This is a genomic window from Bradyrhizobium sp. CB3481 (assembly GCF_029714305.1).
Classification (GTDB): Bacteria; Pseudomonadota; Alphaproteobacteria; order Rhizobiales; family Xanthobacteraceae; genus Bradyrhizobium.
Map to the genome: position 1 here is coordinate 4,295,225 of NZ_CP121647.1, position 15,424 is coordinate 4,310,648.

11 protein-coding genes and 1 tRNA gene are annotated in these 15,424 nt (G+C 64.4%); 5 read left to right on the plus strand and 7 right to left on the minus strand.

Annotation, left to right across the window (positions count from 1 at the left end; translation table 11 throughout):
• Positions 1-48 precede the first annotated feature (48 nt).
• The 4 genes from QA643_RS20835 to QA643_RS20850 all read right to left on the minus strand — a co-directional run bounded on the left by QA643_RS20835 (position 49) and on the right by QA643_RS20850 (position 10,153).
• Complete coding sequence (locus tag QA643_RS20835) at positions 49-894, minus strand: phosphatase PAP2 family protein (protein WP_283027782.1); 846 nt, start codon at positions 892-894, stop codon at positions 49-51.
• Positions 895-2,637 (minus strand): glycosyltransferase family 39 protein, encoded by a 1,743-nt coding sequence (locus tag QA643_RS20840; protein WP_283027783.1) that lies wholly within the window; start codon positions 2,635-2,637, stop codon positions 895-897.
• Between the two features lie 77 nt (positions 2,638-2,714).
• Positions 2,715-4,874 carry a penicillin-binding protein 1C gene (gene pbpC / locus QA643_RS20845; RefSeq protein WP_283027784.1) on the minus strand — a complete coding sequence of 720 codons (2,160 nt, stop codon included), beginning with the start codon at positions 4,872-4,874 and terminating at the stop codon, positions 2,715-2,717.
• 68 nt (positions 4,875-4,942) lie between these two features.
• Entirely contained in the window at positions 4,943-10,153 is a 5,211-nt protein-coding gene (locus QA643_RS20850; RefSeq protein WP_283027785.1) for an alpha-2-macroglobulin, read from the minus strand.
• A 357-nt stretch (positions 10,154-10,510) separates the two neighbouring features.
• On the opposite strand from QA643_RS20850, the gene QA643_RS20855 reads away from it, so the two are divergent.
• From QA643_RS20855 to QA643_RS20865, 3 genes are all read left to right on the plus strand, one after another.
• Positions 10,511-10,587: transfer RNA gene (locus tag QA643_RS20855), tRNA-Arg, on the plus strand.
• 590 nt (positions 10,588-11,177) lie between these two features.
• Complete coding sequence (locus QA643_RS20860) at positions 11,178-11,435, plus strand: hypothetical protein (RefSeq protein ID WP_283027786.1); 258 nt, start codon at positions 11,178-11,180, stop codon at positions 11,433-11,435.
• A gap of 95 nt (positions 11,436-11,530) precedes the next feature.
• Positions 11,531-11,809: a DUF3551 domain-containing protein gene (locus QA643_RS20865; RefSeq protein WP_283027787.1), complete on the plus strand. Its 279-nt coding sequence runs from the start codon at positions 11,531-11,533 to the stop codon at positions 11,807-11,809.
• Between the two features lie 20 nt (positions 11,810-11,829).
• Here QA643_RS20865 and QA643_RS20870 read toward each other — a convergent pair whose 3' ends face one another.
• Positions 11,830-12,105, minus strand: coding sequence for a hypothetical protein (locus QA643_RS20870; RefSeq protein WP_283027788.1), 276 nt, complete (start codon positions 12,103-12,105; stop codon positions 11,830-11,832).
• 294 nt (positions 12,106-12,399) lie between these two features.
• Between QA643_RS20870 and QA643_RS20875 the strand changes: the two genes are divergently transcribed.
• Positions 12,400-12,618, plus strand: coding sequence for a PilZ domain-containing protein (locus tag QA643_RS20875; RefSeq protein ID WP_283027789.1), 219 nt, complete (start codon positions 12,400-12,402; stop codon positions 12,616-12,618).
• A gap of 204 nt (positions 12,619-12,822) precedes the next feature.
• Positions 12,823-13,134 (plus strand): hypothetical protein, encoded by a 312-nt coding sequence (locus QA643_RS20880; RefSeq protein ID WP_283027790.1) that lies wholly within the window; start codon positions 12,823-12,825, stop codon positions 13,132-13,134.
• 108 nt (positions 13,135-13,242) lie between these two features.
• Here QA643_RS20880 and QA643_RS20885 read toward each other — a convergent pair whose 3' ends face one another.
• Both QA643_RS20885 and QA643_RS20890 read right to left on the minus strand, forming a co-directional pair.
• Positions 13,243-13,566, minus strand: a complete 324-nt coding sequence (locus QA643_RS20885) for an H-NS histone family protein (protein ID WP_283027791.1) — start codon at positions 13,564-13,566, stop codon at positions 13,243-13,245.
• A gap of 1,110 nt (positions 13,567-14,676) precedes the next feature.
• Positions 14,677-14,829, minus strand: a complete 153-nt coding sequence (locus QA643_RS20890; protein ID WP_283027792.1) for a hypothetical protein — start codon at positions 14,827-14,829, stop codon at positions 14,677-14,679.
• Between the last annotated feature and the right edge of the window lie 595 nt (positions 14,830-15,424).

Here is a 15,424-nt window from a genome sequence, read left to right on the forward strand (position 1 = left end):
ATAAGGGCTCGGAACCGGGCCTATCGGGCCATCTGGCGGCGTCCGCTTTTATGGGGCGAAAGCGCCGCGGGCAACCCTTTTGAGGCGTCCCGAGGAAGGCCCGACCAGGGGCACGATGCTGCCGTCATGCTGGATCGCAAACCCCAGCCGGCGGGCCGCAAACCAGTAGCGCACGAACATCGCCCCGATGATGCCGATCAGCGCGCCGGCAACGACGTCGCTCGGATGATGGGCCAGCAGCACGAGCCGGGTCGCCGCGATGATCACGGCATAGAGCGCCATCGCGAACCGGCTCGCCGGCCAGATGGAAGACACCGCAAAAGCGAGCGCAAAGGCGGTCGTGGCATGCCCGGAGGGGAAGCTGTAATAGGCCGGATTTCCTGCAAAATGCGAAAAATGCAAGACGTTGGCCTCGCCACCGACAAAGGGCCGGCCGCGGCCCACGCTGTATTTCAGCACCTCGGTCACCAGATTGGAAAACGCCACCGCAAGGAAGAGGAATTGCAGCCGCGTGCCGAGCCCGAGCAGCAGTGATCGCTGGATGCCGCGAAAGGCCGGCGCGGCGAGCGCGACCGCAATCAAGAGCACGCCGAGCGCGGACAGCACGTATTCGTCCTTGCCGAAATCGGTGAGGATGCGAACCCACCATAACGAGGGTGTGCCGCGCTTCGGCATCTGGCCGATTTCCCAGGCGTCGATCGCAACCATCAGGACAATGATCGCAGCGACGAGCCCGGCCGTCAGCCACAACGCATGCCGCGCCGCGCGGCGCGCGGCCTCGGCGCGTCGGGAATGCGACGGCGAGCGCACGAGCTGCGCCAGCGACAGCCAGCTCAGCATCGCAAAGCGCGCGACAAAGTTCCGGGAGTCGATGGCAACGGGCTTCGCATCCATCTATTCCGTTCCTTCCGAGCGGAAGATGGCAATCGAGATCGCCTTGCCCTGCGAGATGTTGTAGCCGTCGATCCGCTTCGCCACGTTGTAGCGCAGCCCGATCGCCTCGGCGCGCTGCACGAAGGCGCGCTCAGTGCGCGATTCGATCAGCGCGAAGCGGCAACTGCCCTGCCCCAGAAAATCGGCGGCGCCCGATCCGTCGGTCAGCAGCGTGCCGGTGCCCGCCATGAAGACGAGGCTCGGCTCGTGGAAGCCGGCCGCGGCGGCCTTCGGCCCGACGCAAACCACGCCCCGAAGCGCACGCGCGATCTCGGCGCTCGGAAACATCGCGGTCAGCGACGGCATCACGATGCCGTAGATTCCGATCGCCAGAAACATCGCTGCGACCACCGCGTTGAGCAGCGAGCGCTCGGCGCGGCTGTCCTCGAACATCCACCAGGCGATCAGGCCGAAGATCATGGATGCTGCCAGGAAGGGCCAAGCCGGGAACGCCGGATAATGCGTCAGCTTGATCGCGCCGGCGACCGCAAGCACCGCCGCGCCGGCCGGTATGACGAACCACCATGCCGCGCCGCGCATCAGCCAGGACCGCGACAGCACGCGGCGCTCGAGCGCGCCGGCGGTGAGGATCGCAATCGCCGGATAGAGCGGCAGCACGTAATGCGGCAGCTTGGTCAAGACGGCCTCGAACACGATCCATGACGGGACCAGCCAGGCCAAAAGATACTGCGCGCCGGGCTCGCGCCGCGCACGCCAGACCGCCGGCGCCGCCATCCCGGCGAGTGCCGCGCCCGGCCAGAAGGTGACCCAGAACAGCAGGAGATAGAGCCCGGGCGGCGCGCCGTGGGATTCCTGTGCGCCGATCTTGCTCAGCATGTCGCCGCCGAGCGAATTGGAGAAGAACGCCTCGCCCGCGCGCCAGAAGATTGCCACGAACCACGGCAGCACCAGCACCAGCGTCCACATCAGGCCCCATAGCGGGCGCAGCCGCCACAGCCATGCCGCCGAGCGATCGAGGATCGCGAGCGCCACGATCGTTAGCCCGACGAACATCAGGATCAGCGGCCCCTTGAGCAGGATGCCGCCGGCCAGCGCAGTCCAGAAGATCGCGGGCGCCGTCCAGGGCGGACGCTCCGGATCTTCGCCACGCTGCCAAGACAGGTAGACCCGTGCCATTGCGCCCATTGCTGCGACAACGGTGAGCAGCAGCATCGCATCGGTCTTGGCGAGCCGCGCCTCGACGCCGAGCAGCACGGAGGCACACATCATCAGCGCTGCCAGCGCCGCCCCGCGCCGCGTGACGAAGGCGAGCGCGGCCCAATAGGTCAGCAGCACCGCGCCGATGGCGCCGATCAATGAGGGAATGCGGTAGAGCCAGATGCGCAGCTGCGCCCGCGGCAGGCCGAGCGAGGACGCCGTTTCGACCACGGCGGCCTGCAGCCAATAGATGCCGACCGGCTTCTTGTAGCGGACGTCGTCCTGGAAGCGGATGTCGACGAAATCCCCGCTCTCGACCATCTGCTTGGTCGCCTGCGCGAACCGCGCCTCGTCGCGGTCGATCGCCGGAATGTTGAAGAAACCAGGCAAGAACAGGACGAGCCCGCAAAGCATCAGGAACACGACGGCGCGAAAATGGTTCGCGGTCGCGAAGTCGAACACGGCGGCGACCCTGCGCCCGGAATGCGCAGGTTTTACAGGCTGTTGGCCCGCTCCGAAGCGTGGTTGGTGCATGGTTTCGACCATGCTGCTCGCATACGATGAAACCGCACTGCAAACAACACCGCAAAATCCCTAAGCCGTGGGCAACAGAGGGTTTTTCCTCACTGTACCCGGATCACCACGGTATCGGCCGCGCCGGTTGCGTCGATCACGGTCAGGCGGGCAAAGCCGGGTCCGGGCGGATCGACCAGGCGCTGGCGGCGGCTGTCGATCTCGCCGACCGAGGTGCCATTCATCATGATGGTCAGTGGCAGCACGCCGCCGGCGACCTTGACCGGCATGGGTGCACCCTGCCCGCCGGCTGAACGGTCGACATCGATCCGCGAGCCGTTGAGCGGAAACTGGATGCGCGGCATCTGATCGCTGCCGGTGCGGATCAATTCGCCGACGGGGCGGAAACGCCTGAGCGGCAGCGGCAGCTTTGCGTTGCTGGCAATGAGGGTGCCCTTCGGCGCCTTCGGCAGCGCCGCCGGGATTTTTCCGGTTCGCGCAAAGGCGTCGAACAGGATCGGCGCGGCGGCGGTGCGGCCGACGAGGCCCGGCACCGGCGCGCCGTCGGGACGGCCAACCCACACGCCGATGGTGATGCGGCCGTCAAAGCCGACCGACCATGCGTCGCGATAGCCGTAACTGGTGCCGGTCTTGAACGCGATTCTGTTGTGCACGCCGTTCTCCGGCGGCGGCGTGCCGAGCAGCACGTTGCCGACCTGCCAGGCCGCGGCCTGATCCATCAGCCGCAGCGGCTCGCGGTCGTCCGTGGCGAGCATGACCTCGCGCAGCGGCTTCGCCGCGCCGAGCCGCGCCAGCCCGGCATAGAGCTGCGCCAGGTCCTGCAAGGTGACACCGACGCCGCCGAGGCCCATCGCAAGGCCCGGCGCTTCATCCTTCGGCAGGACAAGGTTGCCACCGGCCTGCTTCAGGCGCGATGACAGCCGGCTGGAGCCGACGCGGTCGAGCAGCGCAATTGCGGGCACATTCAACGAAAGCTGCAGCGCTTTGCGCACCGGCACCGTACCCTGGAACGTCATGTCGAAATTTTCCGGCGCGTAGGAGCCGAAACGAATGGGCCGGTCGTCGATCAGGCTTTCCGGATGGATAAAGCCGTCTTCGAAGGCGAGGCCATAGATGAACGGCTTTAGCGTCGACCCCGGCGAGCGCACCGCGCGGGTCATGTCGACCTGCCCGGCTCGGCGTTCGTCGAAGTAATCCGCCGATCCGACGCGGGCCAGCACGTCGCCGCTTTCATTGTCGAGGGCGATGATTGCGACCGAAATGTCAGGGCCCTGCGCCAGCGCGCGGTCGCGCGCCAGCCCTTCCAGCGTCTTCTGCAAGCTCGAATCCAGCGTCAGCTTGATGAGTGGCCTGTCTTTCATCGTCGCCATCGCGGCATCGGAGGAATGCGGCGCGAGGATCGGCATCGGCTTGCGCAGCCGCGGCACGGCGGCCACCGTGGCCTGCGCCGCGTCTTCTTTCGACACCACGCCATCCTCGACCATGCGCGCCAGCACGCGATCGCGCGCGGCGTGAGCGGCTTCCGGATGGCGGTCGAGCCGGCGGCGCTCCGGCGATTGCGGCAGCGCGACCAGCAGCGCCGCTTCCGCAAGCGACAGCCGCTTCGGCTCCTTGCCGAAATAGGCGATCGAGGCGGCACGAATGCCTTCAAGGTTACCGCCGAACGGCGCCAGCATCAGATAGAGATCGAGAATTTCGTCCTTGCTGAGCTGCTGCTCGAGCTGAACCGCACGCACCATCTGGCGGAGTTTTGCATAGACCGAACGCTCGCGGCGCGGCTCCAGCAGCCGCGCCAATTGCATCGTAATCGTCGAGCCGCCGGACACGATATGGCCGCTCGTGGCGAACTGCAGGGCGGCGCGCCCGAGCGCTACCGGATCGACGCCGCCATGCGACCAGAAGCGGCGATCCTCATAGGCCAGCAGCAGCTTGAGATAGGTGGGATCGACCGCGGTCTTCGCATCGACCGGGAGCCGCCAGCGGCCGTCCGCCATCGCATAGGCGCGCAGTAGCTTGCCGTTGCGGTCGACGATCGTGGTCGACACCTTGCGCGCCTGCTCCAGCGGCAACGGGCCGAACGAGAAGACCCACCCGGCGAAGGCGGTGGTGAGGACGATGAGGACGAAGGCGAGAGACACCGCGATCCGGAAAAAGCGGCGACGGCCACCCCCACCGCCGTCATGCCCGGGCTTGGCCCGGGCATCCACGTCTTCCTGCGCCGCGGCAAAGGATGTGGATGCCCGGGACATCTGCGCGAAGACGCGCTTCGCGCTTTTGCCCGGGCATGACGATGACTGTTGCTGGCGCAGATCGTCGCTCATTTCGCCGGACGAACCTCAACCGAGCCGGTGCCGGTGCGGCCATAGCGCGAGGGGTTGTACATGTCCTCGACATAGGCCTGCGGCAGCACGTATTTGCCGGGCGAAACCGCGCGCACGATATAGGCGACCGTGAACACCGACTGGTCGTCGCTGGCACGGTCGATCGCTGCGGTGAAGCGGTCGTCGCGGAACTCGGTATGCTCCGGCTCCTCGCCGTCTTCGATCCAGTCGAGCGTACCCGAGTCACCCGACGATACCAGGCGCGGGTTGTCGATCTCGAGGCCGGCCGGCAGATAGTCGGCCACCATGATGTGCCCGTATTCCGGCTTGGCCTCGGTGATCTTCAACACGACGGCGAAGCGATCATTCTGCTTGGCCTTGGTGACATCGGCCGGCTTGCCGTCGAGCGTGAGGTAGCTTCGCTCGATCTTGAAGCCGTTGGACGCCGCCGGCTCCGGGGTAACAGGCGAGCCCGAGACCGAGACCACCGCCTGCAGCGGCGCATCACCGGTGTTGGTGATCTTCACCGGCTTGCCGGCCACCGCCTCGGCCTTGTAGCTGCGATAGACCGCGGCCTTGGCTGGCGATCCATCGATGTCGAGCGACAATGCCTCCTTCGACAGTGCCCGCGCCGCCAGCACCATCCACGCATTCTCCTGCGTCGAGGTGTAAGGCGTGAGCCCCCGCGCCGCTTCGACCCGTGCGACGGCCTGCGTCAGCGTCGCCCGCGGCGCGTTGCCTTCGCTGGCGAGCGAGACCAGCGCCGCCGCATCGCGCAGCTGCGAGCCGTAATCGACGCGGCCGAACTCGAACACGGGTTTTGGCGCCAGCGCTTCAACTGCCGCCGTATAGACTCGCTCCGCCCGCGTCCGGTCGCCGACCAACGCCAGCGCCGCCGCAAGCTGCGACTTTGCGATCGGCGTCGCCAAGTTGTTCAGCTTGGTGTCGGCGAGATAGCGCAGGTCGCCTATCGGGGCGGCGCCGTTGCGGGCGAGCACGTAGAGGCCGTAGGCCAGATCGCGGCCGCCGTCCTTTTCCGGCTCATTGGCGTTGACCACCGAGTTCCTGATACGGTCGAGCGCGTTCTTGAACAGCACGTCCGGCACCGCAAAACCCTTCTCGCGGGCGCGGGTCAGGAAGTCGGTGACGTAGGCGTCGAGCCAGGCGTCGTCGCCGCCGGCCGACCACAGGCCGAACGAGCCGTTCGAGCCCTGCCGTGCCAGCAGGCGTTCGATCGCATCCTTGATGCGCTGATCGACGGCGGTATCCATCGCCAGATGCGCGCCGGCCGCGAGATCGTTGACATAGAGTAGCGGCATCGCGCGGCTGGTGATCTGCTCGGAGCAGCCATGCGGATAGCGATCCAGCGCCTTCAAAATGGTCGCCGCATCGAGCGCGGTGGAGAGGCCGACCGAGAGCGACACGCTGCCGGTGCCCGACACCAGGTCGGAGAACATGTCCGGGCTCAGCGTCAGGCTTTCGCCCTTGGCCAGTGTCCGGATCGAACGCCGCGCCAGCACCTGCGTCGCCGCCTTGACGTCGAGCGCATAGTGCCGCGCCAGGGTCAGCCCATTCGGACCCTTGATGTCGACGTCGAGATTGGCGGTGCCGGCGCCACCGGCATCGAGCGCCAGCGACATCGAGGTCCGCTGCTTCGCCGCGAGCTTCACCGTGGTGGTCGGGTTGCCCGTCACCTTTATCGGGCCCGAGGTCTTCACGCTGATGCTGTAGTCGCCGGGCGCGCCCTCGACATTGTCGAGATCAAAGCTCATCGTGCCCTTGTCGCCGCTCAGCAGGAAGCGTGGCAGCGTTGCCGTCAGCACCACGGGATCGCGCACGGTGACGTCGATGGTGGCGCGGCCGAGCTTGCTCGCCGTCCACGCCACTGCCATGACGCGCGCGGTACCAGCGAACTCCGGAATGTCAAAGCTGACCTCGGCAGTGCCGTCGGCGCCGACCGTGACGATGCCGGAATAGAGCGCCAGCGGCTTTTGCGTGGGCGGCGAGCCCTGCAGCTCGGCGCCGGCAGAGTCACCGCCTGTCCTGATCTGGCCGCGGGTGCCCTGCATGCCGTCGATCAACTGACCATAGAGGTCGCGGACCTCTGCCGTCAGGCGGCGCTGGCCGAGATAGTAATCATCCGGCGCCGGCGGCTTGTAGTTGGTCAAATTGAGAATGCCGACGTCGACCGCAGCGACCACGATCTTGGCGTCCTCGCCGGGATTGAGCCCGCCGAGCTTGACCGGGATCTTGAGGTTGGTGCCGGGCCGCACCAAGGGCGGCGGCGACAGCGCAACCTGCAGCGTGCGGGTCTTCTTGTCGATGCCGAACCACTTTAAGCCGATCGCGCGGCCGGGCATCCGGAGTGCCGCCGCATCCAGCGGCCGGCGCAGCGTCGCCAGCACATAGGCGCCGGTGCCCCAGTCCTTGCCGACGGTGAGCTTGACCTGCTGGGTGCCTTCCTTGACGTCGACGGTCTGCGTCGTCAGCAGGCGGTCGCCGAGCACATTCACCGTCAGCTTGCCGGCGGTACGGGCATTGACCGACACCACCATCGTGTCACCCGAGGCATATTCCGGCTTGTCGACCGAGGTTTCCAGAAGGTCCGGTGTGTCGGCGCTGCCGTCGGAATACCAGCCGACGTCGAACTGCATCGAGGTGATCGGGCCGTCCGCATCATTCGATTTGACGTCGAGGCGATAGCGGCCGGGCTCCGGCGAAACCGAGACACGGGCCGCCTTGTCTGATGTTAGCGTCAGGTCGCCGTCGGCGACGCGCTTGGTCGACTTGACCGGCTCATATTCCCAGGACGAGTTCTGGCGATACCATTGGTAGCGCGACTCCATCTTCAGGAACTCGTAACGCAGGCCATCGCGCGCCAGCTGCTTGCCGTCGGGACTGACGAACACGACGTCGAACTCGGCCTTGTCGCCCTCGGCAACGCTCTTGTCGCCGAACAGCGGCTTGATGCCGATCAGCGCCGCCGTCGGCGCCACCGGAAGCACCAGCTTGCGCTCGACCGCACGGCCACCGGTCTCCACCATGCGGATGAAGATCTGCGCTTCCTGCGGACGGGTCGACGTCGGCGCCTTGGCGAGCGAGACCGGGAAGGTCGCCACGCCGTTGGCGTCGGCCTCAGGCAGGTTCTCGATCGGCGTGCGCTCGTTCGAGGAAGTCTCCTCGTCCGCCACGCCAAACTGGTAGCCGGGATAGCCCGGCCGCCCGGAGGCCGCGGGGGCAACCAGCATGTCGCCTTCGAGCTGCAGGCCCGAGGCCGGCGCGCCATAGAGGAACTTGCCGGCGACCTTCAGCTCGACCGGCCCCTCGGCCTTGATCATCTTATCCTTGGCCGAGATATCGAACTCGATCCGTTCAGGGATGTAGTCCTCGACCATGAAGGTGGTCTCGCCGACCGACGAGCCCTTGGGGTCGGTAAAGGCGCGCACCCGCCAGGTCCCGGTTGGGACCGCCGAATTGAGCGGCACGGCCATGGAACGGCCACCGGCGCCTTGATCCGGCAGCACGGCGCGGCGGAATTCGACGCCGTCCGGCCGTTCGATCACCAGCGTCAGCGGTCCGCCGGCCATGGCATTGCCCTGCCCGTCGCGCAGCAGCGCGGTCAGGTAGACCGTCTCGTTCGAGCGGTAGACGCCGCGTTCGGCGTAGACGAAGGCATCGGCGCCCGGAGGCACCACCCGCCCGGAAACGCCGCGGTCGGTCAGGTCGAAGGCGTTGGTCTTCAGGCTGAGGAAGGCGTAGTCGGCCTTGTCGCTCATGACGGTCAGCAGCGCCGGCGACAGTCCGCCCTCGCCGCGCGCCAGGCCCGCCTCGAACAGCACGTGGCCGGCATCGTCGGTCTTGCGGGTGGCGAGGATCTCGTTGTTGCGCGCGACCAGCCGCACTTCGGCCTTCGCGACGGCGTCGGTCGAGGCTAGCGAATTGACGAAGACGTGGATGCCGTCATTGCCGGAAAACGCTGTCAGACCCATGTCGGAGACGATGAACCATTGCGTTGCCAGCGAGCCGTCATCGTCGCCGCTGCCGGGGCCCTTGGCCGCCGCCGTCATCACATAGACGCCGGGCTGCAGATCGCCGAGCGCCTGGTCCACGGGGAAAGCCGTCACGATATCCTGGTTCAACGTCGAAGCGGTCGCAAGCTCGCCGGACCAGACTTTTACGCCGCGTTCGTCGCCAAGGCTGGAGAGCTGGTAGCTAGAGAGCGTCTTCTGAAAATCGCTGTCGACCACCGTGTTGATCAGATTGCGGTCGCCGATCCGGAAAACGTTGACGTTCACCGCAGGCGTGTTGACGCTGACCAGCGGAATGCCGCGCTGGCCCGTGCGCGGCAGCACATAGGCGCGGCCGGTAAAGCGCACAAATGGCTTGCGGTCGCGGACATAGATGTTGAACTCGGCCGACTTCGGCAGGGTCTCCTTCACCGTGGACGGCAGACCGGCGCGCAGATTGATGTTGTAGCGCTCGCCATGCTTCAGCCCGTCGACGCAGAGCTGCTTGCCTTCGCTGGTCAGCGCCGGCTTGTCGGTGCCGGCCAGCGCCACGAAGGGCGCAAAATCGACCCGCTTGGCGAGGTCTTCGGAGAACTGGAAACAGGCGCGCGGCGAGGCGCCGTCGGAATCGACGGTATAATCGAGCAGCCGGAAGCCGTGCTGGTCGCGCATCTTCTCGTACTGGCCGCGGACCTCGGCGACCTCGCGCATGTCGAGCGACATGCGAAGCGCATCCAGCGCCGGACGCCACAGCTTGCGCTCGGACATCGCCCGGCCCAGCACCGCCAGCGCGTCGGCCTCCTCGGCCTGGTTGCCGGCGCGCTGATAGGCGATATAGGCGGCGGTCGCGGCGCGCTCGTACAGGAAGGTCTGCTCGCTGGAGCTGGCGGCGCGGATCTGGAAGATCGTCCTGGCGAGTTTTAGCCAATTTGCGCTGTCTTCAGGCGTGGTGGCGGCGATCTGGCCGAGAACCTGCAGGCCAACCCGGAAATCGGAGCGCTTGAAGGCGGCGTCGGCGTCGCTCCGCAGCGTCGCGGAGGATTTTGCCACCGGCCCCGCCTCGCTCTTGATCTGGGCCTCCAGCTTGACGGCCGAATCGGCCAGCTCGTCGCGCTTGAACGCCTTGTCGGCGGCCCCTGCCGCCGTCAGGCCGAGCGCCAGCGTGGCGCAAATCACTGTGGCGCGGACCAAACCGATCATGATGGGCTCCTTGCCGCGGACATCAGCCGCGTAACGATCAAAAAAGGCGCGAAAAGGTGACGGACTGATGGCGGTATTATCGGCTTGCGAAAAGGTCGCATGCATGGCTTTGGCAGTCCGAAAGGTCCCGCCCGCCCCGACCGGCGGAGTGCCGGCAGGCAGGCATGTGTTGCAGGCATATGTTATGGGCAGGCGCAAAGGCTATGGCCCGCCGTCTGGCTTTGTCGCAACCTTGAGGAAATCGGTTCGACCGTCTTGGCGGGAAAGCGGATTTTTCATATTGGCAATGCTAGACAAGGCAAAGCTGAACGTCAGAGCGAACAACAGGGCGATTGCCAGCCGGCATACCGCCCGGACGGTCCCGTAGCTCAACTGGATAGAGTAGCGGATTTCTACTCCGCGGGTTGCAGGTTCGAATCCTGCCGGGATCGCCACCAAAAGTACCGGCGAAATCAGGGTTTGCTGCAGTTTCCGCCTGTTCGTGGTGTGATGACCCGACGCGTCAGTCCGTTCCGTAGCCGTAACTATTCAGCCAGTTTTGCGTCTGTTCGGCAGTCCAGCCGGGGACCGTGATGCCCTTGGGGACGGCAACAGGTTGAGCCGGGCGGAAATGGTCAACGCGCGGTTTGGCGTGACGGGCCTTTGCGGCGTTGGCAGACGTACCGAGGGCAAGCAAAAGGCCTAGGGCCAAGAAAGAACGCATCGTTCGGCTCCGCTGCTAAGCTCATACGTATCATGTGCGCGCCGGCGAGCTCCGACCCAAGGCGTAGCAGTTTAACGACTGATCAAATTGCCGGGATGATGGCATGCAAAACTCGAGTCAAAAGCAGCCCATTGATCGGTCCCCCTGCCCTCCGATCGGTCATCGAATGCCCTCCGAGATGGAAGTTGGTTGCCACCTGGATCGCCAGTGCGGCTCCACCCCGTCCGCAATTTCGACTTCATTCTCGTCAGGGTTGGGATTCTGGGCCTATGATGCCGGCCGGGAATTGCTTCCGTTGCCCTGACAAAGGATGCGGTCGTCATGCCAAGAAAGGGAATTACCGGCCACGACGAATGGGTCGTCACGGAAGCGCTGGCGACCGCGCTCGTCGCGCTCGAGGCGCTTGAGCCGACCCAGCAATCGCGCCAGCAGATGGATGACATCAGGAAACTGCTGGCGGCCAATTGTCAGCCCGGGACCATCAACCTGCATCTTGCCCAGGCCAAGTGCCGGCTGAACCCCCATGCCGACCGCGCCGTCATCTATCGGGAATATGGCTTTGAGGACTGGGAAGTCTGAAGGGCGGAGATCAAGCGGGGCGCTTGCTGGAACAAGCTGCTAGTATCGCTGTTTCCGCCCCGGACCGATAAGCGGAAAGCATTGGAGACATCAGGATGAAGCTGCCCCATGCCGTTGCAACGGCAATTGCCTTGACGGCTGCCACGATCACCCTGGCGGCCCCGGCGCGCGCCCAAACCTACGATCCGGCCTACCCGGTTTGCCTGCAGATCTACCAGGGCGGCATCGCAGACTATTACTTCGAGTGCGCCTATCGGACGATGGCGCAATGTCAGATGTCGGCATCGGGACGCCCGGCGCAGTGCGTGGTCAATCCCTACTACGGCGGACCGAAGTCCAGGCGCCAGCGTCAACGGTCGTACGACCGGTATTGAAACGAAGCCAGCGGCGCCGCTCACCAGCCGTAGGTGCCGAGCGCCAACGGACGCTGCGGCGCCTTCGCCGTTCGCGTCCCGTCCGACGTCAGGCAGCGGCGAGCGGCCTCGATCTCGGCATCGCTCGCGCCCTTCGATCGAGCCCAATGCTCGGCGGCGGGCGCACTGTATTTTGCGACGTAGTAGCGCACGACAGGGCAAGAGATCCGGCGCAAGACACCAGACGACTCACCCGCAAATCCGGCGCCTGGTGTCCCCACACACAGCGCCAACACACACAGCCAACGTAAATTCATCCGATTCCCCTCTACGTCATAGAGAGGTCACTGCTTCGCTCGATGCATCAAGCTCGATTGTGGGTTCCGCGAGCGAAACCCGTGAAGCTGTGGTTAAGCCGCAACTATCGAGCCTTTGGTGGCGGGTTGGGTTCCCGGAATGGGAAGCTTTCCGAGATCATTAAAATTGATTGTTTACGAAGAAGATCGAACCTCGTTGCTGCCTGCGCGCAATTCGATAGCCTGTCTTTGCCGAGACAGGCCTGAACGTTGGTACCGGAGATGGAATTCGAACGCCGATCCGTTGCGAGGACGATGATTTCGAAAAACGCGCTGCTGTTCTTTGATGCGCAGCGCGGCGTCCTCACTTGCCGCGTTCAGGACATCACCAATTCGGGCGCCGGGATCGAACTCCAGAGCCTCAACCTGCTGCCGCTGAATTTCGAATTGACCTTCGACAAATTTCACACCGTGCGGGAGTGCCGCGTGGTCTGGCGGCAAGGCGATTTCATCGGCGTGGCGTTTCAAAGCTGATCCACCGGCGTCGCGCATACGCTTGGGAACTTCTGGAAACCGCCCAGCGCCACGGCGCGCCAAACAGCTTCGAGAGAATGGAACTAACGACGGGATTCCGCGTCGAATCTCCTTGGCCCGGTTCCCCGAACACCACCCAATGCCGGGCGGGATCCGCGATCGCGCTTGCGCGGCTCCTTGGAAAGTGGTGACGGGAGTTCGACCATGTCCTGGGATCGTCCGTTCGCTCAGCCTGTCCCGCTCCCAAAGGGACCGCCGGCGCAAACCCTGCGCCATGCCGCCGACTACATCAGGAGCCTTCCCCCACCCGAACGCGAGCGTCAGGAATGGCGGCTTGCCATCCAGATGCTGATCGACGCCGCTGAAGATCGTGGACCGATGCTGTTCGCGTGGATGGGAATCGTCAGAGCGCTCGAGGCGAATATTGAGGAAGTGCTTGATACCGAGCGTCAGCGCTTGCGCCGCGGCAAGCCAAAGCAGAGCAAGCTGAAGGGACACCGTGACGCCAGCATCTGAACGGATCGGCGTCACGAAGGATGTAGGCGGCCTGCAGAACTCCGACGACGCGGCGCTCAGGTCACCAACTCGCGGAGGCTGCAGCGCAGCCCCATCGAAAGCCTGCGCCTACGCAACTTCCCTGATTCGGAAGTCATCGATCCGCTTGCCGGATTTCAACTTCGCAGCGAGCCAGCGCGGCGTCTTGCCTCGTCCTGCCCAGGTTTCCGACGGCCGATCGGGATTGCGGAATTTCGGAACGACCGTTGGATATGGACGCCGCCCGCTCGCTGATTTCGTGCGCTCGGCTTCGATGCCGCCTTTGAGTTGCTTCAAGCGATCTTCGAGCAGACGCTTCTCCGCGAGCAGCGCAGTTGCAAGCCTCGCAGCTACCTCTTCGTGGAGTGCCCACAACTCATCCGTGGACATAGATTTGAAGTTATTACGGTTCACGACCGTCCCCAATCATGATTCGACAGTGGTTATCGTTGGGCACCAAACATGAGCAGAATAAGGCCGATTCTGAACCTCTTTCGGGCCGAAAAAGTTCCGACCGGTTGGCGTGCTTCCAACAACGCAACCATAACGGAATCGACCTGAGCGTGCATCAAAATTTCCTTCCTTTCTCACACAACTATTGATTGATGTGAGGTGCGAGGCTGCGCGACGGGCAGAGACTAATCGCCTCTTCGTTGACGGTTCCCTAATCGCAGCCGCAACGCTCGGCTTGCCGCACACACTCGCCGCAGAATCGATGCTTGGGTTCCAATGTGGCGCAATGCCGACGTAACATCGTCACGCTAACACCAAGGTTCGGCGTGCATCGCACCTAGGCATTCAGTGGAATCTCTGTCGTGACCTAATTTCGAGAACGCCGCGCATGAGTCGCAGGAACCAACTTCCAGTTGCCGCTTAAATGGCACCGCTGTGGCCGCCAGCATCGGACGCGTCGTTAGCGCCGAGAACAACATTCTGTGTCGGCCTGAACTGGCGCTGAGCGGCCAGATAGTCCGATCCATCGCGCAAGGCAAAGTCTCACGGCAAACGCCGGATTGTCGGGTCGAGCTGATGCACGAGGTCGCATTGGTTACGGCTATTCAGATCCGCGGCAATCCGCGGCGGCTCCGGTCCCAGCCCCGGGGTTGCCCACAATAGCCGAGCGCTCGTCTCCCTGGGGTAGGTGAAGGGTCGGCGCCCGGCTATTCGGGCCGCGCGGCGGTGCGGCCCTAACAGGAACTCATTTATGGTTTAAAGAGGCTTTAAAAAGCCATTGAATCATAAGGATTTTTATCAACGAGCTCGATGCTGGGAGGCAATGCCCAAGGGCTATGGAACCAAAACGGTGCAAAAAGGCACCGGAATCCCCCGATATCTGGAACTGAGCGCTCCGCTGCGTTTTCCAATCCTTGGGAAAACGGCTAGCGCGAGGGTCCATTGAGCCCGCCACCTGAATTCGATCGCGACGAGACGCTGGTCTGCATGACGCTGGCATTTTGCCTGGCCGGCGCGTCGACCGGCATCATTTACCGCCTGCTGGGTTAAATGGCGGCCGGGGAGCGGGCTCTAGTCCTCAGAGAGCGCGAAGAACGGCAAATCCACGTCCAGGACGACGCCCAGGAATACGGCAACCCCGCCGACGACCGCCATCAGCTCGAGCAGGATAAAGGCGAGCAGCGCGCTCAATCCGATTGCCGCTTTTTTCCGACCGTTCCACATGAAGAACCCCTTAGCACCGAAATTCAGTTATGGGAGCAAAAGGCGCACTTAAGGTGAATCTCGAACCCGGCTCAACCGTCGGTTCAAGGGTCCCCCGATGATTGGATTGATGCCCGATCAGGCAAGTGCCAGCATCTCGCTCAACCGTGCGAGGACACAGGGGACGGGGCAATGACGCGGATCGCCCGCAAGCTTATCTATGTGATGCTCGTGATCGTGGTGCTGCTGATCATCTGGCAATTTCTCGGCTCGCTTTGATTGGCCGCGCGCATCCATCCGCTTGCGGATGTTGCTGTTCCGACGCGATGTGCCGATGAAACGGTGCGAGCAGCGAAGCCGCTCGCCGCTGCGATGGAGAGTAGACGAGGCCCGGAGTGCCTAGGAGTCCGGGCCTCGTGGCCTCCAGTGGTAGCGCCCGTTGTGATGAACGAACGCCCTGCCCCCCGCTGCAAGCGCCGCTGTTATAGATGCGCCTGGCTCGCACAGCCAATCCGTACGAGTACGGTGACAGCGCGTGCGCGCATCATGTGCGACAAATTGATCTGCATCGAAAGGCCAAATGCGACGACAACGCGACACTTGTGTGCGCCGATCG

What these genes read in the sequence shown, in the direction of transcription:
- QA643_RS20835 (WP_283027782.1), bottom strand. Translation starts at nt 894, where the DNA reads ATGGATGCGAAGCCCGTTGCCATCGACTCCCGGAACTTTGTCGCGCGC.
- QA643_RS20840 (WP_283027783.1), bottom strand. Translation starts at nt 2,637, where the DNA reads ATGGTCGAAACCATGCACCAACCACGCTTCGGAGCGGGCCAACAGCCT.
- pbpC (WP_283027784.1), bottom strand. Translation starts at nt 4,874, where the DNA reads ATGTCCCGGGCATCCACATCCTTTGCCGCGGCGCAGGAAGACGTGGAT.
- QA643_RS20850 (WP_283027785.1), bottom strand. Translation starts at nt 10,153, where the DNA reads ATGATCGGTTTGGTCCGCGCCACAGTGATTTGCGCCACGCTGGCGCTC.
- QA643_RS20860 (WP_283027786.1), top strand. Translation starts at nt 11,178, where the DNA reads ATGCCAAGAAAGGGAATTACCGGCCACGACGAATGGGTCGTCACGGAA.
- QA643_RS20865 (WP_283027787.1), top strand. Translation starts at nt 11,531, where the DNA reads ATGAAGCTGCCCCATGCCGTTGCAACGGCAATTGCCTTGACGGCTGCC.
- QA643_RS20870 (WP_283027788.1), bottom strand. Translation starts at nt 12,105, where the DNA reads ATGAATTTACGTTGGCTGTGTGTGTTGGCGCTGTGTGTGGGGACACCA.
- QA643_RS20875 (WP_283027789.1), top strand. Translation starts at nt 12,400, where the DNA reads ATGATTTCGAAAAACGCGCTGCTGTTCTTTGATGCGCAGCGCGGCGTC.
- QA643_RS20880 (WP_283027790.1), top strand. Translation starts at nt 12,823, where the DNA reads ATGTCCTGGGATCGTCCGTTCGCTCAGCCTGTCCCGCTCCCAAAGGGA.
- QA643_RS20890 (WP_283027792.1), bottom strand. Translation starts at nt 14,829, where the DNA reads ATGTGGAACGGTCGGAAAAAAGCGGCAATCGGATTGAGCGCGCTGCTC.